17 protein-coding genes are annotated in these 21,405 nt (G+C 47.0%); 8 read left to right on the forward strand and 9 right to left on the reverse strand.

Features of this window, described 5'->3' with window-relative positions; genetic code table 11:
• The coding region (locus tag QUA88_RS10490; protein ID WP_333271601.1) for a hypothetical protein at positions 1 to 386 on the reverse strand (386 nt) is incomplete at its 3' end.
• Between the two features lie 55 nt (positions 387 to 441).
• Here QUA88_RS10490 and QUA88_RS10495 point away from each other — a divergent pair.
• Complete coding sequence (locus QUA88_RS10495; protein WP_333231620.1) at positions 442 to 1,077, forward strand: calcium-binding protein; 636 nt, start codon at positions 442 to 444, stop codon at positions 1,075 to 1,077.
• A 2-nt stretch (positions 1,078 to 1,079) separates the two neighbouring features.
• Positions 1,080 to 1,565 carry a hypothetical protein gene (locus QUA88_RS10500; RefSeq protein ID WP_333271603.1) on the forward strand — a complete coding sequence of 162 codons (486 nt, stop codon included), beginning with the start codon at positions 1,080 to 1,082 and terminating at the stop codon, positions 1,563 to 1,565.
• A gap of 71 nt (positions 1,566 to 1,636) precedes the next feature.
• On the opposite strand, the gene QUA88_RS10505 is transcribed toward QUA88_RS10500, so the two are convergent.
• Entirely contained in the window at positions 1,637 to 2,797 is a 1,161-nt protein-coding gene (locus QUA88_RS10505) for a flagellar assembly protein H (protein ID WP_333207900.1), read from the reverse strand.
• A 186-nt stretch (positions 2,798 to 2,983) separates the two neighbouring features.
• Positions 2,984 to 3,943 carry a GNAT family N-acetyltransferase gene (locus QUA88_RS10510; RefSeq protein ID WP_333207901.1) on the reverse strand — a complete coding sequence of 320 codons (960 nt, stop codon included), beginning with the start codon at positions 3,941 to 3,943 and terminating at the stop codon, positions 2,984 to 2,986.
• 749 nt (positions 3,944 to 4,692) lie between these two features.
• On the opposite strand from QUA88_RS10510, the gene pap reads away from it, so the two are divergent.
• On the forward strand, positions 4,693 to 6,180 hold the full coding sequence (gene pap, locus QUA88_RS10515; RefSeq protein ID WP_333054270.1) for a polyphosphate:AMP phosphotransferase: 1,488 nt from the start codon (positions 4,693 to 4,695) through the stop codon (positions 6,178 to 6,180).
• 354 nt (positions 6,181 to 6,534) lie between these two features.
• Positions 6,535 to 7,527: a YdcF family protein gene (locus QUA88_RS10520; RefSeq protein ID WP_333054271.1), complete on the forward strand. Its 993-nt coding sequence runs from the start codon at positions 6,535 to 6,537 to the stop codon at positions 7,525 to 7,527.
• On the opposite strand, the gene QUA88_RS10525 is transcribed toward QUA88_RS10520, so the two are convergent.
• Positions 7,524 to 7,868: a hypothetical protein gene (locus tag QUA88_RS10525; protein WP_333054272.1), complete on the reverse strand. Its 345-nt coding sequence runs from the start codon at positions 7,866 to 7,868 to the stop codon at positions 7,524 to 7,526. The genes QUA88_RS10520 and QUA88_RS10525 overlap by 4 nt on opposite strands.
• A gap of 499 nt (positions 7,869 to 8,367) precedes the next feature.
• Here QUA88_RS10525 and QUA88_RS10530 point away from each other — a divergent pair, with 499 nt between their 5' ends.
• Both QUA88_RS10530 and glsA read left to right on the forward strand, forming a co-directional pair.
• Complete coding sequence (locus QUA88_RS10530; RefSeq protein ID WP_333054273.1) at positions 8,368 to 9,684, forward strand: transposase; 1,317 nt, start codon at positions 8,368 to 8,370, stop codon at positions 9,682 to 9,684.
• Positions 9,685 to 9,856: 172 nt separating this feature from the next.
• A complete protein-coding gene (gene glsA / locus QUA88_RS10535) occupies positions 9,857 to 10,783 on the forward strand; it encodes a glutaminase A (protein ID WP_333207905.1) in 927 nt (308 codons plus the stop codon).
• Positions 10,784 to 11,010: 227 nt separating this feature from the next.
• Here glsA and QUA88_RS10540 read toward each other — a convergent pair whose 3' ends face one another.
• The 3 genes from QUA88_RS10540 to QUA88_RS10550 all read right to left on the reverse strand — a co-directional run bounded on the left by QUA88_RS10540 (position 11,011) and on the right by QUA88_RS10550 (position 15,013).
• On the reverse strand, positions 11,011 to 12,825 hold the full coding sequence (locus tag QUA88_RS10540) for an adenylate/guanylate cyclase domain-containing protein (protein ID WP_333271609.1): 1,815 nt from the start codon (positions 12,823 to 12,825) through the stop codon (positions 11,011 to 11,013).
• A 512-nt stretch (positions 12,826 to 13,337) separates the two neighbouring features.
• Entirely contained in the window at positions 13,338 to 14,444 is a 1,107-nt protein-coding gene (locus tag QUA88_RS10545) for a FecR domain-containing protein (protein ID WP_333054276.1), read from the reverse strand.
• 248 nt (positions 14,445 to 14,692) lie between these two features.
• Entirely contained in the window at positions 14,693 to 15,013 is a 321-nt protein-coding gene (locus tag QUA88_RS10550) for a hypothetical protein (protein ID WP_333271613.1), read from the reverse strand.
• Between the two features lie 99 nt (positions 15,014 to 15,112).
• Here QUA88_RS10550 and petP point away from each other — a divergent pair, with 99 nt between their 5' ends.
• Together petP and QUA88_RS10560 are read left to right on the forward strand one after the other, a co-directional pair.
• Positions 15,113 to 15,313 carry a cytochrome b6f subunit PetP gene (gene petP, locus QUA88_RS10555; protein ID WP_333271616.1) on the forward strand — a complete coding sequence of 67 codons (201 nt, stop codon included), beginning with the start codon at positions 15,113 to 15,115 and terminating at the stop codon, positions 15,311 to 15,313.
• Positions 15,314 to 15,521: 208 nt separating this feature from the next.
• Positions 15,522 to 16,622 (forward strand): Get3/ArsA fold putative tail anchor-mediating ATPase NosAFP, encoded by a 1,101-nt coding sequence (locus QUA88_RS10560; protein WP_333271619.1) that lies wholly within the window; start codon positions 15,522 to 15,524, stop codon positions 16,620 to 16,622.
• A 276-nt stretch (positions 16,623 to 16,898) separates the two neighbouring features.
• On the opposite strand, the gene QUA88_RS10565 is transcribed toward QUA88_RS10560, so the two are convergent.
• Together QUA88_RS10565 and QUA88_RS10570 are read right to left on the reverse strand one after the other, a co-directional pair.
• On the reverse strand, positions 16,899 to 18,953 hold the full coding sequence (locus QUA88_RS10565; RefSeq protein WP_333271622.1) for an elongation factor G: 2,055 nt from the start codon (positions 18,951 to 18,953) through the stop codon (positions 16,899 to 16,901).
• Between the two features lie 299 nt (positions 18,954 to 19,252).
• A complete protein-coding gene (locus QUA88_RS10570; protein WP_333271625.1) occupies positions 19,253 to 21,166 on the reverse strand; it encodes a heavy metal translocating P-type ATPase in 1,914 nt (637 codons plus the stop codon).
• Positions 21,167 to 21,405: the final 239 nt, after the last annotated feature.

Consider the following 21,405-nt stretch of genomic DNA (forward strand, 5'->3'; position numbering starts at 1 on the left):
TTTAATGCCGCAACAGGCATCTTTGGTGGCACACCTGCAACGGCGGATCTGGGGAATTTGAAGGTAAAAGTCAGTGCGTCTGATGGGAAAGCCTCAATCAGTGATGTCTTCCAAGTTAATGTCAATACACCCGCACCAACGGTAACACCGACTTCATCGGCAACACCGACTTCATCGGCAACACCGACTTCATCGGCAACACCGACTTCATCGGCAACACCGACTTCATCGGGAACACCAAGGGTAATACCAGCACCAACGGTAATACCATCAGTAACACCAACACCAACACCATCAGTAACACCAACACCAACACCATCAGTAACACCAACACCAACACCATCAGTAACACCAACACCGACACCCACGGCGATCGTAATTAACACACCACCATTCAATAATATTGATCGCGGCGAACCAACTAATTTCCCACAAAATCAAGTGGTAGATAACCAATATCTACTGACTGATAATGATGACACCAGTATCCCACAATCAGCCTTTGGTCAACCTATATTCGGGTTATCAGGTAATGATAACTTGACGGGAAGTGGCGATAATGACACCATCTATGGTAACGAAGGCGCTGATACCATTGATGGCGGTAATGGTAACGATAACTTGTTTGGGGGGAAAAAATCTGATCAATTGTCTGGTGGTAATGGGAATGACTTCTTGAGTGCAAATAATGGCAATGATACTCTCACTGGTGGCGAGGGGAATGATCTCTTACGCGGTGGTAAGGACAATGATGTCTTGATTGGTGGAAATGGGGATGATGCATTGTGGGGCGATCGAGGTTTCGATGTACTAACCGGTGGTGCAGGAAAGGATACCTTTGTATTACAACATACTGCTACTAACCCTTCTCAAGCTGATGTGATTACTGACTTCACTTCGGACGATAAAATCAAGTTGATTGGTGCCACTTTCAGTCAACTAACTTTTGAGTCAGTTAATGTCATCTTAGATGGTACAAATGCTGTAGCATCAACGCTGATTAAATCGGGTAATAACTACTTGGGAGTGCTTTATAATCTGAATCCAACGGCTCTTAATAGTAGCTCTTTCTTGTAAGATTGCTGGCGAAGACACTATACGCTAATTCATCACAGGGAGGCTTTCGCCTCCCTGTTTGGCTGTTAGTTTCTGAGCCGAGCTGCGGCGGTGAAGGCAATGATTTAATCAACGGTAACGAAGCAGCAGATATCCTGGGAGGATGTGAAGGAAATGATACTCTTTACGGAGGCGCCGATAACGATACTCTCACTGGGGGCAAAGGCTCCGATTTGCTTGATGGAGGCATGGGCAATGATAGTTTGATTGGCGGTAGCGGCAACGATATCTTTGCCTTAACAACTGGTCAAGGATTTGATATTATCGCTGATTTTACTCTGGGTCAAGATTTGATTGGATTAAGCGGAGGTTTGAGTTTTAGCCAGTTAGCAATCACTCAAAATACTCAGGGAACTATCATCAAAAATGTCTTGACAGGAGAGGAGTTAGGTGTGATGATTGGAGTGAGTGCCAATGCGATTACATCGGCTAATTTCCGGTTGATTTAGGAAATCAAGAAAAGTACGATCGCCCATTCGATCCAAAAGGGCGATCGCACTCTATAGCTACTCCAACAGGTTTATTCAGGAATTTTCCCGAACCTTTCCCTCACTCCATCAGCCGATAACTGCGGCAGTTGTTCTACCAACAATGTCAATTCTGCCACAGGCAATGCTAGTAAATTGGTAATGGCTGTAGGCAGAATATCATCCAATTCATTTTGGTACATTCTCAAGACATTTTCTGCCAATAATCTTACAGCTTGTTCCCGCCCTTCTTCATCAACTGTTAGCATCGATATTGCCAGCAACAACACTGTAAATTCCGCAGCAGGCAACTTGGATATTGGAGATAAAAACACTGTCATTCTCTGACTTAATTCTCCAAATCTAACTCGCAGAAAATTTTCTAAGATTAAGCGTTGCTGTTCTTGTCTGCCTCGTTCTAGTCCTTGTTCTAGTCCTCGTTCTAGTCCTCGTTCTAGTCCTCGTTCTAGTCCTCGTTCTAGTCCTTCTTCTCTAGCTTGTTGCTGTGCTGCTTGTATTTGTTGTTGAAAAAGTGGTGCAATCGCCATAATTAACTCCCGCTCTTCTGGCTCAGGTTCCTGTTGGGTTTCGACTACTAAATGTGACTGTAGACGATACAATAATTCTAGCGCAATAATCCGTAACGGATCGTCCGTTGCTAAAGCACTCAATTGCCCGATCGCCCTTTGCTGTACTTTCCCTTTCCCCAAAATCCTCAACCACAGGGTTTCTGGGATTTCTGGCAACTGGTGAATCGCCACAATTGCTGCTCGCCAGTGCTCCGGGAAAAAATAGATTCCCTCGATCCAATTCTCAGGGTTTGGTATCCCACCAAAACCCTCCACCAGCGCTTTCGATGCTGTGGGTGTCAAAATCCACATTCGGGGCAACAGATCCTCATCATAGCGAGTATTTTCTCTTCTCGCCTGCCGCTCCAATTCACCTCGCAAATCCCATAACTTACTCATGCAGCTCAAGACTTCGCTGACAGTTACCGGATTGCGAAACGGTTCAAAAATTGCAGTTGTGTCAGCCATTTTTCCCAACAATCCCAGGCTTGATGAGTATTCGGGAATTGCGGTACCTGGAGTGAAATAAACATCGATTTCTCGGACTTCCGAAGTCACATCGCGACCTACCTTAACTGTTCCGATGGGTGAAAGCAGTTCTTCTAGGTATTCTTTAGCAAAGCGATCGTGAATGAATCGCGTCATAGAAATTAGGATGATTTTTGATCAGTTAATCCTAGCATAATGTGCGCGACATAATAAAAGTACGATCGCCCATTCGATCCAAAAGGGCGATCGCATCAAAACCCAAGAAACCGGGTTTTTTACCGAATCTACAGGCTCTAACGCAGTATTTTCGCAAAAACCCGGTTTCTGACCACCCTAACGAATTTACACTGTCTTAGCCCACTCTATCCAAGTTTCCATCGGGCGGAAACCGACTGATTTGTAAAGCTTTGTCGCCCCTGTCAAACTGTCAGCATCAACGCTGAGTTTAGCTGTGTTTGCACCCGCTGCTTTCAACTTATGCAAACCAGCTAATAGCATCGCTTTTCCTAAACCCATTTTCCGAAACTCGCGCCGCGTACCCAACAATTCAATCCAACCGTCTTTTGTGCCGCTGCGGGCGTTTTTTTGGGGTTTGATTTGACAGTCGCAGAAAGCTGCAAATTTGCGCTCGCCCGAAACAGCAATCAAGTCTAATTCCGGCTGATAATTGGCGTCTTGCATCCAATAACGCACGGTTTCCGCACTTAAATCGTGGTGATTCCAGTGATCGATAAATGATTGGTTGAACATCTCTACCCAAGGTTGGATGTCTTGTTCTCCTGATACGTGTGTCAGTGCAAAATCTGCGGGAAATTCGGGTGTGGGTATGGGTTCGGCGAGGGATCGGGCCATTGTCCAAAAATAGCGATCGACCTCAAAGCCCTGTTTCTCTAATAGCCGCATCTCATCGGTTTTGTCCTCCCGGCTGTAGGTACGCAATTTTGCCGGCAAATTGCGTTCTTTTCCTACTTCGCCCAGCCGCTTTTCTCCCCACTTAATTATGTCTTTTTCTAAACCTTCGCTACGGACATTTGGATGCACGTAAAACCAGAGAGAAGCGTCTATTTCATTCGGGGAATCGGGCATATCTAGGAGTGACAAACCGATCAGTTTGTAATTACCATCTTCCCACAACTGCACGTCACGGGCTTGGTCGAGTTTGGGGGCATCAAGTATTAGCTTGAGTTCAGTTGCAGAGACTTCTTCGCCGAGTCTATCCACTGCTTCGCAAGCATCGATCAAATTTGCGATCGCGCACCAGTCAGTTTCGTCCTTGTAGGAGCGTGTTGTCAAGATATTCATAAAAAACTTGCAATCCGTAATTTCGGACTGTTCCTCTTAGTTGGTATTGGCAAACAAGTACAGTAATTCCGACATTTTGGACAAATGTCAGTAACAGGCACTCCGGCCTGTTCCACAAGAAATAAATGTTCTTGTGGGGCGGGTTCGCGAACCCGCAACTCAACTGTTTTTAGTATTTGAGAATGGTGTCGATAAAACTCAGAAACCTGTTTATATCACCCAGGCTTTCAGGTTTTATCTTATAGCGCAATCATAAAAATTGGTTTGCCTTTTTGGGCTAGTTTTGTATGTGAGTTTATGGTCGGATGTCGATGAGTCGCGCTCTCTTTCGTTACCAAGCTTGGTGCTTAAGTAACTACTATTGTTTGAATAAAGTTTCTACAGCTAAGTAAAGAAGTTGTCACCCCCACTGGGTCGTTGATTTTTACTTTTGCTCTGTTTTACAATAAATCCTTTTTCAGGGATTTTGGGCTCCTCCTGTTACGTCGCCCGATCGGGGGAGGGGAGAAGTTGAACTTATTTAAAAGTTCCCTATTTCAACTATAACCTGAGCTGTTTTTTTTTGCAAGTTGGAAATCGAGGGAATCTTGCTAGTATTAACGAGGCTGGCATTTGATTGCAGGAGCGATCGGCTTTTAACCAGCCGTAACTGTAATTTTTATAACGTTTTCCCCTGAATTGAGGATTTAATTTTATCCAAACGTTAAACTAACGTTAAACTGTTTTTTACAGATTAATAGGAGGTAAATATGCTCGACAACCTCGATTTAGATATTTCCCTGGATAAAGAAACCTATGATGCCAAGATAGAAATTTTAATGCAGCAGTTGCGATCGCTCCAACTGGCCTGCAGAGAAAAAAAATTGCCCGCAATCATCGTCCTCGAAGGTTGGGCCGCCGCCGGTAAAGGCGCGCTGGTCAAAAAAATGGTGGGGTACATGGACCCGCGCGGGTTTGCCGTCCACCCGATTTGGCCGCCGTCAGATGCAGAAAGGGGCTATCCTTTCCTATGGCGGTTTTGGCAGAAACTTCCTGCCCGCGGCAAAATTGGTTTTTTCTACCACAGTTGGTACACTCATGTTTTAGAAGACCGGTTGTTCGATCGAGTCTCCGACGCAGAAGTACCGACAGCCATCAGGCAAATCAACGCCTTCGAGCGGCAGATGGTTGATGACGGCGCCGCAATTGCCAAATTTTGGATTCACCTGAGCAAAAAAGAACTCAAGCATCGGCTCAAAAAACTAGAAGATGACGCATTACAAGCTTGGCGAGTGCGACCCGAAGATTGGAAACAAGCCAAAAAATACGAAGAATACACAACTTTTGCCGAAGAAATGGTAGCCCAAACCGGCACGGGCCCCTCACCTTGGACGCTAGTAGAAGGCGATTGTCAACGGTGGGCGAGAGTCAAAGTTTTAACGCAAATGGCAGCGACAATTACAGAAGCATTGGACAGACTGCCGATGCAATCTGCACCCGTGAAATTGCCACCTCAAGAAAGCTTGCAACCCACCGAACCCGACTTGCTGGCCCAAGTAGATTTAACTCAATCGCTGTCGCCCGACGAATACAAACAGCAACTGCGCGAGGAACAAACCCGTTTTGGCAAACTGCAACAAAGCATCTACGAAGAGGAAATCCCCGTATTAGTGTTGTTTGAAGGTTGGGACGCCGCCGGCAAAGGAGGAGCCATCAAACGCTTGACGGACATCCTAGACCCCCGCAGTTACATCGCTAATGCCTTTGGGGTGCCGACAGACGAAGAAAAAGCGCATCACTACCTCTGGCGGTTCTGGCAGCGGCTGCCAACGGCTGGTAAGATCGGCATTTGCGATCGTAGTTGGTATGGTAGAGTGCTGGTCGAGCGAGTCGAAGGATTTGCCACCGAACCCGAATGGCGCAGAGCTTATCAGGAAATCAACGAATTTGAGGAGCAACTCACCAGTTTCGGTTGTGTCTTAGTTAAATTCTGGCTGCACATCAGTCCTGACGAGCAACTAAAGCGGTTTACAGAGCGGCAAAACAATCCATTTAAACAATACAAACTCACCGAAGAAGATTGGCGGAATCGGGAAAAGTGGAATTATTATGAAGTAGCGGTGAATCAAATGATTCAGCGCACCAGCACGCCGGCTGCTCCCTGGACGCTAATTGCGGCCAATAACAAGTATTATGCTCGTGTTAAAGTAATTCAAACGGTAACGCAGGCAATTCGGAATCAACTGAAGCGCCGATAAATTGGGATTGGTGAATCGGTAACAGGTAATGGGGAAAAAAGTAGGCAGAACAAAGCAGGCTTGAATTGTCAATTCCACCTGGGGCGTGTTCGATCCATTACCAATTACCAATCAACCATTACCAGTTATCAATTACCAATTAACTGTCAGCAATCTGTGACTGGAAGTAGCGGGCTTACACCCTGCAACCAATAGTTGATAGCTGACCGGAATCGAGCATCAGGATAAATGCGATCGGACTGCGTTATTCGCGAAAGTTAAAAACCCACCGATGCCCGTATTTCCTCCCGCAGCTAAATTTGCGCTCGTTTCCACACTTCCGTACTAATTTATGAAGACACAGAATATTGCAAGATGCCAGAACTGTTAGCTCGCATTCTATTTCTATTCCTCCTGTTCTCACTGATCAAATCGTGGTGGGATCAATCAGGAGGTAAAGACAATCCGTTATTAGACCGACTGCGCGTTTTGCTGCTGATCAGCCTTTTGTTCCTGGCTTTTTTTGCGCCAGACACACCAGTCGGAGCAGCGATTTTCGGGCTCATAGCCTTCTTCTTTAAGCCGTTGGGTTTTTCCATCACTCTGCTGGTGATTGCGTCGGCGCTGATCACGAACGGGGGCATCCGCAACCCGGCGCCGAGAATGATCCTGGCAGCCCTGCTAGTTTTGATCCTTTCGAGTATGCCAGTTGTCGCTTACTGGTTCGCCGACCAAGCAGAACGGGACGCCGCTGCTGCCGTCCGCACAGCTTGCTGCGATGAAACTGCAGCGGCGATAGTTCTCCTAGGCAAGGGAACCACTCAGCCTCACATCCCCAACCGAGTAGCGATTCAACTGACAGATACAGGTAATCGCCTGCCCTATGCTGCCGTTTTGTACCGCCAAAAAGTGGCACCGATGGTCATCGTTACCGCTGGCCCCAGACCAGAGTTGGAGGGTTATGTTGGGGAAGCGAAGGATATCGAGACTTTGCTGGCAAACAACATGGGCGTGCCGCGCAGCAGTATCGTTCTCGACGATAACGGCAGCAACATACGCACCAGCGCCGAAGAAGTGAGAAAGATACTCGACAGCCGTGGCGCCCCGCGCAAAGTAATCCTGGTAACATCTGCGATTCAGATGCGCCGTGCCAGCCTCGCTTTTGCGAATATGGGAATCCAGGTGATTCCTAGGGCTACCGACTTCTACACTTTTCAACCCACGGCAGGAGGGAAATCCAGACTCCGCTTAGACGCGGGAGATTTTCTGCCTAGTGCAGAAGCTTTGGTAACTACGACACGAGTATTCGATGAATATTTCGGGTCTTTCTATTACTATTTGCGTGGCTGGCAGGCTCCCAGGGCCTAAAGTGGCAAGTTGCTGGTGTTTTTCTTAGGCAACAGCGACTGCTCCCCAGATTGGTTTAACATCTGATGAGAATGAGACCTTTGTGGGGAGCTGTATTTTTTTCTCATTCCGGCGGGATCGCCGACAATCAAGTTTGCCATGAATGCAAACAATACCCAAAAGATAACTGGCTCCCACTCGGATTTTTTGGGCGGTGCTTCTGGGGTTGTTACAGATTCGACGTTGACTTTGATATCTAGTTTGCCTTCAATTTCTTTGCCTTTGAGAACTCCCTCCTTGCACACACCCTTAAAAATCATGGGAGCGGGCTTTGGTGCTTCAGCTTTCGGTTCGTCTGCCATTTTTTTATCCTGGTTTTGGTGAATCCGGTTGGATAGTACATTCTTAAAGGTTCGGGGGTTTTCCGGACAGGATTTCGCGAACTCTGAAAGAATTAAGTTAAATATGCACCCCGCCCCTTGCTGGGGCTTAAACATAAGAATCTGAAGGCATTTCCAGCTAGTGCTGGTTTGTTTTAGATAGCAGCCTTGCCTTGAAGCTGCTACTTATATATCCGGGTGAAAGGGAGATTTTTATGCAAAGTACAGGTTTTTTATGAAAAATTTATTTGCTCCCGGCGGACAGAAACGTCAACTAAATCAAAAGGAGTCCCGCGCTCTACCTGTACCCAGGTGAGCGTCGGGAGGAATTTGCGTGAGTGAAGAGAACCGCCCCGAACTAAACCAACGACTTTAGGTGTTGGAAGGCGAGGGGCGGTCGATGAGCGAACAAATTATTTTGCTACACCACTTGCTTTTTGTATGTTCACGAGATTGAATTTTGTCATAGTTCGTGAAAGTAATGCCTCAAATAATCACCGCCAAGCTAAAACTAAACCTGAATGCCGAGCAAAAAGCTTTGGTATCTCAGACTACCTTGGCTTATCGCGATGCCTTGAATCATACTTCACAAGTTGCTTTTGATGCGAACAAAACCAGCAATGGTGCTAAGTTACAAAAGGCTGTCTACAATGAATTGCGAGTTCGATTTGGACTTGGCGCTCAGATGGCTTGCAATGTACCGAGACAAGTTTCGGCAACGTATAAAACTCTCTGGACTAAGGTAAAACAATCTAACGATGCTATCGCTAAAGGGTACACCAAGAAACGGTACAAAGGACTAGACCAACCCCCTAAGTATATCTCTCGAACCTGTACCTTGAATTATCAGCGTGACTACTCGTTTAAATCCGAGCAGAAGGTGAGTATTATTACCCTGACTGGTCGAATAGTAGTCTCGTATGATGGCTACAACAAGCATCTGGATTTCATTGCGAATGGTTCCAAAGTTGGAGCAGCTAAAATTGTCTATCAGCGTTCCTCTAAGGTTTACTATTTGATGGTAAGTATTGAGGTAGAAACCCCTGAACTCGACCCACTGAAAATAACTAGAGTTTCTGGCGTTGACGTGGGGATGCGCTACTTAGCCGTAGAAACAGACTTACAAAACAAGTCTAATTTCTACTCAGGTTCAGAAGCTAGACATAAAGCCAACCGCTATCATAAAGCTAGACAAACTCTTCAGCGTAAAGACACTCGTTCGGCAAAGCGCAGACTAATTGCTTTGTCGGGAAGAGAAAGACGGTTTATCGCTGACGTGAACCACCAAATCAGCAAGGATATTGCAAAGCCTAATACTTTAATTGGACTGGAAAACCTAACCGGAATTCGGGATAGAACCAAGTCCAAGTCTGGTAAAAAGGTTAGCAAAAAACAGCGAAAAGCTAATCGAAACAAAGCTAAATGGTCGTTTGCCGAACTGCACGGCTATATTGACTACAAAGCTAATTTGAACGGCTCTTTAGCTACTAAAGTTCCAGCTAATTATACCTCGCAAAGCTGTCCAAAATGTGGACACACTTCGGCCGGCAATAGACCTAAAAAAGGACTATTGTTTCGTTGCGAGTGTTGCGGGCATGAGCTTCATGCTGATTTGGTGGGTGCGCGAAATATTGCCATGAGAACGTTGCTCGTTCGGCAGGACTGGACGAGTACGGGGAGCTTGTCAGCATCCCCTAATGTGTCGGGCGGTGAAACTAAAGCTGAGATTCTGCAAAGGTTCTCGGAATTGCGGTGGAGTTCAGATACAAGCCCACATCTCCGGCGGTACTCCGCTTGATGCTGGGTAGTTGACTAGCCTGAAGTTCGAGCTTGGTTGAGATCCCCGAAGAAACCCAGTTTCTTCCCGGAGCGGCCCCAAGTGACGCAATTCGGTTAATAAACGGGGTTTCTGGCTCAATATCGCGCCAGGAATGGCAATCTAAAATTTAAAATGATCGAAATAATCGAGAGTGAAAATATCCACCAGCCAACTATCTTCCTTGGAACCGGAACAACTGGCAGTTTGGGCAAAAGAGGCAATTAATCGCAGTAAATCGGGTCAAATCCCTGCGTACATACCTCTCATAGCGCAAGCCGACAGACAAGGGTTTGCCGTGCAAATTCGGGCAATTGACGCGCAAATTGTGAGCTGGGGTAGCATTGCTCACACATTCCCGCTGATGAGTGTAGTCAAGCCTTTTGTGCTGCTTTATTTGCTGTGCGAATTGGGCGAAAAAACGGTTTTTGACTGCGTTGGGTGTGAGCCTTCGGAACTGCCTTTCAATTCTTTAACTCAACTCGAAATAGACCAAGGGAAGCCGAGAAACCCGATGATTAATAGCGGGGCGATCGCCCTAGCGTCTTTGATTCCCGGTCAAAATGCTGTGTCCCGCTGTCAAAACTTGCGAACTTGGCTGAATCAACAGGCAAACAGTCAGTTATTTGTTGACGAGTTAATGCTCGATTCAGTGAAGAAAAATCCGAATCAAAACAATTGGAATCTCGCCTTGAAAATGGTAGAATCGGGTTACATTCAAAATCCCGAAATTGCTTTAGAAACCTACAATCGCATCTGCTGTTTGTCGGGAAATGTGGAGGATTTAGCTAAGCTGGGGATGGTTTTGGTAAATAGCGGCGATCGAGCAATGGGGGAAAACTGCCGTAGTGTCAAAGCGCTGATGGCAACTTGCGGTTTGTATGAAGCATCGGGCCGTTTTGCGCTGCGGGTGGGGTTGCCGGCCAAGTCGGGAGTTAGCGGGGCTTTGGTGTCGGTAATTCCGGGCCAGGGGGCGATCGGCTTTTACAGTCCGCCCCTGGATAAAGACGGAAATTCTATCGGTGGCTTATTTCTGTTAGAAAAAATAGCTAAAACTTTGCGGCTAAGCGTATTTGATTAGATTGGTCAGTAAGCTATACTACATTTAATTTTCACTTTTAGGGCAGGCAAGATGCCCACCCCACAAGATTTTTACTAACATAACTATCCCAATTAAATGCGCGACAGCTTAGTCCGCAGTCATTAGGAACGGGGAATTGGGAATTGGGAATGTCTAATGGGGAATTGGGAAAAAGGTAATTTTCCCAACTGACAACTGACAACTGACAACTGACAACTGACAACTGACTAATGTTTTTCGCCCAAAATAGCATAAACCACAGTCTCTTCTTTTTTGCCGCGCAATTGAATCGATCCTACTTTTTTGCCTTCGTAGCGATCGCGCACATAAGCAAAAGTCCTCGCCGTCACCAACAAATTAAAAGGACTGTCAGAAACAATTTCCTTATTCATCGCCTCCAATCTAGCAGCAATGTTGACAGCATCGCCGATCACAGAATAATTCAAACGCCGGGAACCGCCCACGCTACCAGCAACTAACTGTCCGGTATGCAAACCGATGCCAAACTTAATTAAAGGTTTGCGTTCACTTCTAAGCTGCTGATTCAGTTGGTGCAGCCGTTCGTGCATCGCAATACAAGCCGCAACTGCATTCAAAGCATCTTGTTGAATTTCTGCATATTCGCTATGGCAAAAAGGCACTCCAAAAACTGCCATAATTGCATCACCGATGTATTTATCTACAACGCCACCGTGATCCATAATACAGTTAGTCATCGCTTCCAAATAATTGTTCAGCCAGGTGAGCAAATCCCGCGGTGGCATTTTTTCTGAAATTGAAGTAAAACTACGAATATCCATAAACAGCACCGTTGCTGTAAGTTCTTGAGGTTCGAGTTCTCCCTGTTCAAATATCTCAGCTTTGCGTTGCCAAATAAGCTGAGCAGTCTCTGGATCGACGTGCTTTTCAAATAACCTCATCAACTGCTGCTTTTCGTACTGTTCCCGAAGTTGCAAAGCAGTGCTAGATAAAATGAGAGTGCCGATAGGTGCGGCAATCGGAACCCACCAAAAAAAGAAGCCAAATAACAAAGCGGCAGCCCCAATCCAAATTATAGGCAAACCGAGAGCGATCGCAATTCTCTCTTTAACACCTCGGTTGCCCAGAACCAAAGCGGTAAGCGGGCCAATCCCCAACAATAACAAAATTTCTACGAGTACCGGCAGCCGCTGCAGCAAGCGTTGATTGAGCAAATTGTCAATCAACGCTGCATATAAATAAACCCCAGCCGTAGTCTTGTTGAGAGGTGAAGATATCGGATCGAAACCGGTAGCAACTATGCCCACTAAAACTAACTTATTAGTCAGAGAATCTGCTGGAATTCTACCTTCTACGACATCAACAAAAGCATAGGTAGGTAGATTTTCTGTTTTCCCTGGCCAGTTAACCCAGACTTTTTTTTCCTGCTTATTTTTGGACTGTGGGAGCAATACTGGATCTTGGGGATTAGCAGCATTGTACCTGTGAGTCATTGCTAAACCGAAATTAGGAATCCCGTTGAGAAAGATTTTTGACTCGCGGCTAATACCGTCGCTATCGGGTTCCTGGCCGATGTGGCCGACACCTGCGGCTGCTGCTTTTAAAGATGCTACGGGTTCTTCTTTGGTGGTTTTAGCGAGTACAACTTTGCCGTTGGTGGCGATTGCAGCGGCTAAAATATCATCTTTCGGACTTGGATCGAGGAAAAGAATGTCAAAACCAACGGCTGTGGGGGGAGATTTTTTCAGTGCTTCTAGCAGTTGGGCGTAGCGGTTGCGAGACCAAGGAAATTGACCGTATTCTTGCAAGGAATGCCGTTCGATCGCAATTACCGCAATTCTCTGATCCCATCCGGGATTTGGCAAAATTCCCGATTCTCGAATTTGAAATAGGGTTTTGTACCCCAAATATTCAAGGGGTTTCCACATTCCCACTTGCAGCATGGCTACAGACAGTATACCTACTAATCCCCCTGTGATCCAGGGAGGATTTGTGGTTATATGTTGCTGCAGGCCGAGCAGTTTATTTTGTTTGAGATGATCGATCCATTTTTTGAACTTCATGCAATTAATTTGACGCAATCATTGACATTCGAGTCACAATTTCGAGAGGAGTGGGAGTCAATCGATTTTAGATTTTAGATTTTAGATTTTAGATTGACTTGCGCGAGATAAATTCGGGGGCTCCTTTATCGGATACAGGTTTTTTATTTTTGGACGGATGAATCACGTGGCGGGTATCCTGGATGCGGGAATTGTCATGAAGTTTTACAATAACGTAAGGGCGAAGGGTGGGGGCAAAATATCTTTATTTTGACTACCGAGATTCATGGCAAAATGCTTCGCACCTACACAAAATAATCAACCCTGATACGACTTAGGATCTAACTCACATCTTGCACCATTGTCAAGAACAGGCTTTTTCGTGGGGTCGGGCGGGTTTATAGAACCTATTTGCAAGCTTTAAGGCTGTTGGCGAACCCGCCCCTAGGGCTTATTGAGAATGGTGCAACATCTTAGATATAATTCAAGTCCTCAGAGACGGCCCGCGTAGATTACTCGCGACGATAGGTTGTTTAGCGAACTGCGAAGCTGTAATGCCTTTCTGTGACTGACGGGCCTCGCACTACGATTTCGAGGCGGCGGCTTGGAGGTAAAATTCCTTGGATCTTGAAGTTGCCTTTTCGATCGATCTTAATTTCTTCGTTGTTGACATAAACTGTGTCGATCGGGTTAATTTGACCGCTGAGGCGATAGATATTGCCGCTGACTCTCAATAAACTGCGGACTTTGAGTTTAGCTAGGCGAGGGCTGGCTGAGGGCGCCACGGGGGAGGTTTGAGGGAAAATTGTCGTGGAGTTGCCACTGTTGACAATTACTTCCGAGTCGGCGCTGCCGGATACTACGACGGCACCTTCAATAGTTTCGACTGCGGTTTTGCCACCGCCGACGCTGACGCCAAAGGATGTGCCGCGGACTCCGGCAACGCCTTCTGGGGTTTCAACCCTGATTGGGGCGGTTCTGGCAGAACGGGTTTGTTGGGCAATTTGACTGGATTTGCCGAGTCCGCTGAAGGTATTGAGGGCGGCTATTTGGTTCGGCGGGATAATTGTTGAGGTGGTGGCTGCGGGAGTTGCAGCAGCAGTTTTGCCGATCGACAACCTGACTCGCCCCCTGCTGACAAAAATGGCTGTGCTTTTTTCGCCGCCTGCACGGCTTGACAAATCGGATATTCTGAGTGTGGTTTTTTCGGCAACTTCCACGGTGCCGATGTTGTTGTCGATGCCTAAACGGGCTGTGGAATTGGGGCCGGTGATGATTTCGTCTCCGGGGGCGAGTAGCCGATCGCCCACGACCGCTGGCCGGCCTTTAAAGCTTACTGTACCGCGGATTTCTTCTATTTCGAGCGATCGCGCGGCCGCTGTTCCCTGGGCGTTTATCGTGTCTGCTGGGGATGGATTCGCCGCCACGGTTGCCGGATTTGTTGGAGATTTTGAGGCGGTTGGCAATGCTGGCGGTCGATCGACTGAGACAATTTTAGTAGGGTTCGAGGGCTGTTTGGGGGATGGAGAGGGCGGACTGGCGATCGTCCCGCGAAAGGGCGACAGACTCGCCAGCACAGCCAAGGACAAACTTAGGAGCGGAATTTTGGTCGATCGCCCACACGTAAACATTTTATTCATAATTTCAATTTTGTCATATTGAAGTTCCTCGACTTCCTTTCCTCTATCAGACGGCATACATCCGGAAATCGTTCCATTTTTTATGCCGTAACACAGCAGTAAAAATAAACTTTATCAGCCTGAAAGTTTAGCATTAAAACTTTTTTTATGTTCATATTTTAGTAAACTGTTACAACATGGCACTTTACTAAAATATGAGCTTAGGGAAAATTAGCAAACCCTAGTCAAAGTGCTTGGCAGCATCTACTTTAGCCGTTTTCAACGTGAGAGAGGGGAGATTTATATATAGCAAAGATAAAATTAATTACTGCTTGTGAATGCCTTTTGGCTTCTGCCGGAAGGATGACTAATTGGGGATAAATTCTGTAGTTGTGGCAATTAATAAAAAGATGGTTTTTGCGAAGCGATAAAAAATAATTATCTAAGTGGTGAACAGCCTCTGACAGTGGAGCTTGCCGCTGTGGAACATTATGAAGCAAACCCAAGCGAATCAGGGTAGACGATCGACAAACTCCGACTAGAATACCGTCTTTTAGGGAAAGTTGGTGGAAATTTCGATGGAAAATCATCGGGAGCGATCGCCTGCTGGCGTTGCTGTTGAGAAGTAGACGCCAAACTGTAAAATAAACGGTTGTATATAGGTTATATAGAGCAGGAGAACAATTTCAGTGGCAATAGAAGTAGGTCAGAGAGTGAAGGTGCGCCGTCTCAGAGATCGGATACCTGCAAATATGGTGGGCAAGATAAAGGAGAATCCAATAGGCACTGTTGACGGATTCAGAATGGTTGACGGTAGCGGAGTAGGTGTGGTTGTCAAGTTTGACGGTTTTGCGACTTGGTTTTTTGAAGATGAGCTAGAACCCGTTTAACAGATGTAGAAGGAAGAGGGGGCACGACACGGATTCGGACACGGATACACGGATTGAATTTAACTGTGTTTCCTTTCGTCTCCTACTCTCCCCCTCTCCCACTCTCCCACTCGCCGACTCTCCTCTTCCTTCACTCTCCCCCTCCCCCACTCTGGCTGAAGGTTGCGCTTAAATGTTAAAGAGTAAGCTTTGGCAGTGAGAACAGAAAATGGCTTTGATTTTGACATTTTTGGGCAAAGGCGGCACTGGCCGCAGTACGATCGCGATCGCAACAGCTAAAAAATACGCGGCTCAAGGCAAGCGAGTTCTGCTGCTCGGCCAAGATCCGGGCCCTGCATTGGGTATTCTGCTAGGGACTCCCCTGACTCTCAACCCCCAGGAAATCGCCCCCAACCTCAAAGCAGTTCAGGTGCAAAGCGGGCCACTGCTAGAACGCAGGTGGGACGAAGTTAAACAACTAGAAGCTCAATATGTCCGTACTCCGTTTTTCAAGCAGATTTACGGTCAAGAATTAGGGGTGTTACCGGGAATGGACAGCGCGCTGGCGTTGAATGAACTTCGGGAATACGACGACAGCAAACAATACGATGTAATTGTTTATGACGGCAATGGCGGCATGGATACGCTGCGGATGCTGGGAATGCCGGAAATTCTGAGTTGGTACATCCGCCGCTTCCGTCAAGCTTTGGTAGATTCGGATTTGGGTAAAGCTTTGTCGTCGTCGCCTTTTATTCAACCGCTTGTCAGTACCGTGTTGACTGTGGATATGTCGGGAGACAATGCTTTTCAATCTACTAAGCAAGTCGATAATCTCTTGGATAAGGGTAAGGAAGCGCTGGCAGATCCTAACCGCACGGCGGCTTTTTTGGTGACGACTGGGGATGCAAGCGCGATCGCAACTGCCCGCTATCTTTGGGGAAGTTCTCAACAAGTTAGTTTGACTGTGGGCGGTGTCATTGTTAATCAAGCACCGGTTACAGAAGCTATTACTGCCGAGTTTGATCCTTTGACGGCTGTTTCGGTTCCGGCGCACAGTGACAATAATTGGCAGTCGCTAATTGATGCTTTGCCAGATTTTTCGGAGGCCGCAAAAGCTCCTAAACCGATTAACATAAACATTGCACAGCGTCAAGTTAGTTTGTTTTTGCCTGGGTTTGACAAGAAAGAAATTAAATTGATTCAATCGGGGCCGGAAGTGACGATCGAAGCGGGCGATCAGCGGCGCAATATTTTGCTGCCTCCGGCGCTAACTGGAAAGTCTGTTACTGGTGCTAAGTTCCTGAATGGTTACTTGATTATTTCTTTTTAGGGTAAGGAAGAAGGCACGACACGGATTTTGACACGGATACACGGATGAATTATCGAGTTTTCTAATATCATGTCTCGTTGATTCGCGATCGTATAATTTGCGATGTGGTAGGGGCGGGTTCCACCAACCATAATCGCCCCAAACAAACAATCTCGAAAACCCGCCCTCTCCCCACGATAAATCGAAATGTACATTCAGATTGACCGTGGGGCGGGGGCGGGTTTATTTATCCTTTCAATTCTTCCCGATATGGTTGGTGAAACCCGCCCCTACAGCTTAACTTTTACCGTTTCCATTGCCGCCAGTCGTTTGCAAAACCCGCTTAGCTAAAGGTTCCGGCACTTCTTGCAGTCGATCGAACTCCCAATTAAAAAATCCTACTCCCATTGTCTGCGATCGCAATTCTACGATCAAATTCTGCATTTCGGCGATCGGCAAATAAGCAGAAACTGCATCCCATCCCTTCCAGTCTTTTTTACCTTCGTAGCCGAGAATTTGGCCCCGGTGTCCGCTGACCAACTGCAACACCTTTGATGTACACTCGTTCGGAGCGCAAATTTCAACTTTGGCAATCGGCTCCAGCAAGGCCGGTTCGCACTTGGCCATTCCCTCCTGCATCGCCAAACGCGCTGCTTGCTTGAAAGCTTGTTCGGAACTGTCAACGGTATGGTAGGAACCGTTCGTCAGCGTCACCGCTACGTCTACCACGGGGAAACCCAGCGGGCCGCGATCCAAATACTCGCGCACTCCGACTTCAACGCCGGGAATGTACTGTTTTGGGACGACTCCGCCGACTATTTTGTCGCTAAAGGTGAAACCTTCTCCGCGAGGCTGCGGTTGAATGTCGAGGTACACGTCGCCGAATTGTCCGTGCCCGCCGCTTTGGTGTTTGTAGCGCCCGTGGATGGAAGATGCTGGTTTGCGGATGGTTTCTTTGTACGGCACTTGCGGTAAGTGAGTTACCATCGGCAAGTTATACTTACGGCGCAACCTGTCTAGGGCTACTTTCAGGTGGATTTCGCCTTGACCCCAAAGTATAATTTCGTGAGTGTCGCCGTGCTGTTCCCAGACTAAAGATGGGTCTTCTTCTAGTAATTTAGCTAAAGCGGAGCTCAGCTTAACTTCATCGTTGCGCTTTTCTGGGACGATCGCCAGTGCGTAGACAGGGGAGATAATTTCGGCTTTTGGCAATAATTCCTCCGAACCCAGCGTATCGCCTGTTTTCAAGCCTTCTAGCCTTCCCACAGCCACAATTTCCCCGGCGCTGACAGACTGCAAACTTTGCGTTTGCTGGCCGGTCAAGCGGTACAAACCGTTAACTCGAACGCCGTTCAAATTTGCTCCATCTGTCAGCGTCCCCCGCCACATTCTCACTAACGATAGTTTGCCTCCCTGTGGCGTGTAATAGGTTTTGAGGATTTGAGCGAGAACTTTGTTTTCACTTTGTATAATGCCGCGGCGATCGGCTGTTGTTTCCGGTGTCGGCGCTTCCCTCAGCAAAGCTTCCAGCAGAGGCCGCACGCCGAAATCTTGTTCGGCGATGCCGATGAATACTGGCACAATTAAATCTGCGCCTAATTCCATCTTTAAATCGCGGGTAATTTCTTCGGCGTCGGGATTGATTTCTTCGAGCAATTCTTCGAGTAAATGGTCGTCAAAATTCGCCAATTCTTCGAGCATTTGCTGCCGCGCTGCGCTTTCTTCTGCTTTGAGGTGTTCTGGAAGCGGGACGGGATCTGCGGCGGCGCCCGGATGGTAGTGGTAAGCTTGTTCGGTTACTAAGTCGATAAAACCGATGATTTGTTCGTTTTTGCCGATCGGATATTGGTGAGGTACGATCGGTCTACTGGAAACGGATTTGAGCGCGTCGATCACCTCGGTGAAGTTGGTGCCACAAGTAGTTTCGTCTGTGTAAGCTCGATCGATCTTGTTGATGAAAACTAGGTGGGGAATTTCCCAATCGTCGAGAAATTTAAACAGGGGTGCGAGGGTTAAAGTGCGATCGGCAACGGGTTCGCAAACAATTATTGCCGCATCCACACCGATGAGTGCATTGTAAGTTTCTTGGACAAATTCTACCGAGCCCGGACAGTCGAGAAATGTGAAGCGGACGCCTTGATATTCAGCGGTGGCGGCGTTTACTTCTACGCTCATTTTGCGATCGCGCGCTTCCGGCGAACTATCACCTATTGTGTTGCCATCTTTGACATTTCCTTTGCGGGTAATTGTCCCTGTCACCGATAGCAAACTTTCCAGCAGTGCGGTTTTACCGCTTAAATAAGGGCCAACAATTGCAACGTTTCGCGTGGCCCCAAGGACTTTGTGGTTCATAATAGCCTCCAACAGAAAACTTGTTTTCTATTGCTCTTGGTGCAATCAGTTCTATACCATTTTCTAGACTTTTTCTAGGTTAATTTTTATTGCAGTTTCGAGCAACTTTAGATTTTGGTATGATTCTATACTTTTGACGGTAGCGTGTTTTGAGTGACGCAAACACAAATTGTAGTTTTTCTTAATATTTGGATTTTTTAACCGCAGAGAACGCAGAGAACGCAGAGGAAGAGAAGAGAGAGACTAATAATTCCGATGAAGAGCGGGTTTGATATCACTCTTCCTCTGTCTCGATTGGTCTAATTTCTGAGCAGTCGCAAACCGCTTAATGTGACTATTACTGTAGACCCTTCATGACCGATTACGCCTAAAGGCATGGTGATGTTTCCGAGAAAATTGGCAGCCAGTAACAGTATAATGCAACTGAGTGCAAAAACTATGTTTTGTTTGACAATTTTTTGAGCGCGGCGGCCTAAACTAATTGCTTTAGCTAGTTGCTCTAATTTATCTGCCATTAATACGATATCAGCAGTTTCTAAAGCAACGTCGCTGCCGGAAATTCCCATCGCAATGCCCACGGAAGCTTGAGCGAGGGCGGGGGCGTCGTTGATGCCGTCTCCTACCATTGCTACAGTTTGATACTGGGTTTGCAGTTGTTTTATTGCCTGCACTTTGTCTTCTGGCAAAAGTTCGGCGTACACTTCTTTGATGCCTAATTGGCGGGCGATGTGTTGAGCTGTTTGCTCGTTGTCGCCGCTTAGCATAATTATATGTTCTACGCCTAATTTTTGCAAGTGTTTTACTGTTGCTGCTGCTTCGGGGCGGATGGTATCTGCTACTGCAATGATTCCTAAAAGTTGCTCGCCTTTTGCCACCCAAACAACTGTTTTACCTTCGGCTTGTAACTGCTGGCTGATTTGAGTCAATTCGGAGGTTGCTTCGAGAAATTCGGCTTTACCAATGGCTATGATTTGATTGTTGACTTTGCCGATAATTCCTTGACCGATTTTTGCTTGTACGTCGGTAGCGGTTGACAATTGTAACTGTTGCTGCTGGGCGGCGCTGACAATTGCATGGGCGATCGCGTGTTCGGAATGAGCTTCTAGGGCTGCTGCTAATTGCAGAACTTCTGTTTCAGTATATCCGGCTGCTGGTACAATTTGGATAACTTCGGGTTTTCCCGTGGTGAGTGTTCCGGTTTTGTCAAAGGCGATCGCCCTGACTTTACCAATCATCTCTAATTGCGCGCCACTTTTAAACAAAATTCCCTGTCTCGCCCCGTTAGCAATTCCTGAAAGCAGCGCGGGCATAATCGAAGCCATCAGCGCGCAGGGGGACGCGACTACTAGGAAAATCAGCGCCCGATAGATTGTCTCTTCCCAATTCCAGCCCAAAACAAAGGGCGGCAAGCTTGCGAGAAGCAAGCCTAAACCGACGATTAATTTGGCATAACCGCGCTCGAATTTTTCCACAAACATTTGAGAAGGTGGCGCTGCTGTTTGCGCTTCTTGAACTAGCCGAATCACTCGCTGAATCAAGCTGCTTTCTGGAGTTTTATGCACTTCGAGTTTCAGCGCGCCGACACCGTTAATTGTACCTGCATAGACTTCATCGCCGCTGGTTTTTTCCACGGGCATCGATTCGCCGGTAATCGAGGCTTGATCGATCGCACTGTAGCCTTCAATAATTATCGCATCTGTGGGGATGATTTCTCCGGGCTTGACTAAAATGCGATCGCCAATTTCCAATTTGTCGATCGCAACTTCGCGTTCCACGCCGTACATTACCACCCTAGCAGTATCTGCCGTCAAACTCATCAAACTGCGGATGCTGCGTTCAGTCCGCTGCATAGCATAACCTTCAAGGGCGCCGCTAATTGCAAAGATTAAAATCAACACCGCACCGTCAACAATTAAATGATATTCTTGCCGCCACAGCCCCAAACCTGCCGCGCCCAAAGCAGCGACAATCATTAACAAATCTACATCTAATTCGCGTTCTTGAAAAAGGGTAGTTAAGCCTTCGCGGGTACTGGAATAGCCGCCGATAACATAAGCTGCGGGTAAGATTAACACGGCTACACCCAGCCAGCCGAGTTGCAGGGCTAGGGAACCCAAGATTACTAAAATTCCGCACAGGGCGGCTGTTAAAGCGTCGGGATGTTCTTCTGCTAACTGGGAGATGCGAGAAATTGACAAAGAATTAGAAGTCATTTGTAAAGCTTGATTTGGTAGAATGACTCCTGTAGCTTAAACCTTGACATTAGTGTCAATGTCAAGAGTGAAACCAAAATAAATCCAGGATCAACTCGCCTCTCGTTGAGTACCAGAGTCCGACAGTCCGACAGTCCGACAGTCCGACAGTTCGACAGTTCGACAGTTCGACAGGGATTGAAATCCCTGTCTCACAGCGCAAGTCCTCTGGAAGAGGACTGAAGATGGCTGAGAATTGA

Source organism: Microcoleus sp. D3_18_C2 (genome assembly GCF_036702395.1).
Classification (GTDB): Bacteria; Cyanobacteriota; Cyanobacteriia; order Cyanobacteriales; family Microcoleaceae; genus Microcoleus.